This window comes from Synechococcus sp. CCY9202 (assembly GCF_034931685.1).
Taxonomy (GTDB): Bacteria; Cyanobacteriota; Cyanobacteriia; order PCC-6307; family Cyanobiaceae; genus CBW1002.
Genome location: NZ_JAYGID010000108.1, coordinates 1 through 1,663 on the forward strand (window position 1 = coordinate 1; position 1,663 = coordinate 1,663).

General features: G+C 61.4%; 3 protein-coding genes. 2 read left to right on the forward strand and 1 reads right to left on the reverse strand.

Translation table 11 applies throughout. The features are described 5' to 3' along the window. Positions 1-176: 176 nt before the first annotated feature. Positions 177-578, forward strand: a complete 402-nt coding sequence (locus VB777_RS13660) for a transposase (RefSeq protein ID WP_323249590.1) — start codon at positions 177-179, stop codon at positions 576-578. Here VB777_RS13660 and VB777_RS13665 read toward each other — a convergent pair. Next, positions 514-1,179 carry a hypothetical protein gene (locus tag VB777_RS13665; protein WP_197158853.1) on the reverse strand — a complete coding sequence of 222 codons (666 nt, stop codon included), beginning with the start codon at positions 1,177-1,179 and terminating at the stop codon, positions 514-516. The two genes, VB777_RS13660 and VB777_RS13665, sit on opposite strands and share 65 nt — an antisense overlap. A gap of 117 nt (positions 1,180-1,296) precedes the next feature. Between VB777_RS13665 and VB777_RS13670 the strand changes: the two genes are divergently transcribed. After that, positions 1,297-1,524: a type II toxin-antitoxin system Phd/YefM family antitoxin gene (locus VB777_RS13670; protein ID WP_197159091.1), complete on the forward strand. Its 228-nt coding sequence runs from the start codon at positions 1,297-1,299 to the stop codon at positions 1,522-1,524. The last annotated feature ends 139 nt before the right edge of the window (positions 1,525-1,663 follow it).

The window sequence follows — 1,663 nt, forward strand, 5'->3', positions numbered from 1 at the left end:
TTACCAGAAGGCATCACAAGAAAGACACGTGCGTGGGCTGGAACGGCGTGCAAAAGCGCTTGGTTACCAGCTGGTCCCAACCGGATGACTGGCCGAGATCCCTGTAGGCCGTGGGTGTTTCTTAGGAAGATGTCACCCCTCTGATCCGTACACCCGGGGGCTTGAGGAGATGACCAATGCGCCGATACAGCGAGGCCGTCAAGGCTGATGTGAGAAGGCGGATGAGCCCGCCGCAACGCCAGAGCGTGGCCCGGATTTCAGAAGAGCTGGGCATCCACGTGATCACTCTCTACAAATGGAGGAAGGCCTGGCGGTTGCAGAGGGAAGTGGTGCCGGCATCCGAGAAGGTCCCTGACGGCTGGGGCGCTGCCGTCAAGTTCACGGTGGTGATGGAGACGGCTGGCCTTATCGCCACACGCCTCTGCCCACCGTGCACATCTGATCTGCGAACTTCCGCCGATGGTGGCCGCCGCCATGGGCCACAGCGTCGAGACACACCTGGCGGCCTTGCCATCAGCTCTTCCAGCACTGCCACTTCCGCCTGTTCATTCTTTCCGATCTGCCCTTGCAGGTGTTGAGTCTCTTTCCCGTAGGGCTGCTGTCACCCGAACGCCATGCCGCGCCCGTGTACCCATCATCCGGGTGGTGGCATAATTCCAGCCCGCTGAGATCGCGGTGCCCACGATCGGCACCGCTGTTTTGATGATCGCCTTCTGAGTGATCTGTTTGGCGATGCGTGGACCAAGCACCGTTCTTGCCGCTGCCTGGATTGCCGGGGTATTGCCATGGATCAGGCGCACCAGCTGAGCTCGCGCCACTTTCGGCCCATAGGCCTTGATTCCCATCCCTTCCCTCAGCACTGGCCTCGGCACCCGACAGATCACCGGCAACGGCCGCATACTTTTCGGCCAGTTCACAGAGCTTGCCTGCGATCGCATCGGTGGGCAGGCCGGGGTACTTGCCCCGTAGGTAGGCGGCCCCGCCCTTCTCCATCACCTTACGGTCATAGCTGCTCAGGCAGCTCTGCATGAACTTGGCGAACCAGGTGCCGTCCTTGATGGCCTGGAAGCCGAACGACTGGGCCGTCTCTTTCAGGTCGGAAACTTCAGCCAGGATCCCAGCCTTGATCGCTTCCGGGTCGTATCCGCCATCATCTGCAGCTGGATTTGCGTTGGCCACGGCGGCTGGACAGGATCCACCGACATTCCACTTCCGTTTCGGTTGACTCGGCTCCATTTTTGATTGATTAAACTTAGCCGTACCTGGACTAAGTTGATTCCATTGCGGACCCTGGCCATGCAGGTGAACCTCCACGACGCCAAGACCCACCTCTCCCGCTACGTGGCGCAGGCCCTTGAAGGGGAGGAGGTGGTGATTGCCAAGGCTGGCCGTCCACTGGTGCGGCTGGTGCCGGTGCACAACCCCTCCGAGGTCCGGCGAGGAGGGTTCCTGCAGGGTGCCGCCGTGGCCCGTGCCGACCTGAAGGCTGACTTCGCCAGCGAGATCGACCATCTGTTCGGCTGATCAGGCCATCGTGGGCCGCGTCCCTTTGCGTGGTGTAAAACCCGGGGCCCGAATGCCCTGATCAGAGGGTGAACAGGGTGGAATGACGGGCTGTCATTCCGGAGGTGCAGATGCGCCTCTTGCAGCCACGATGAATCGA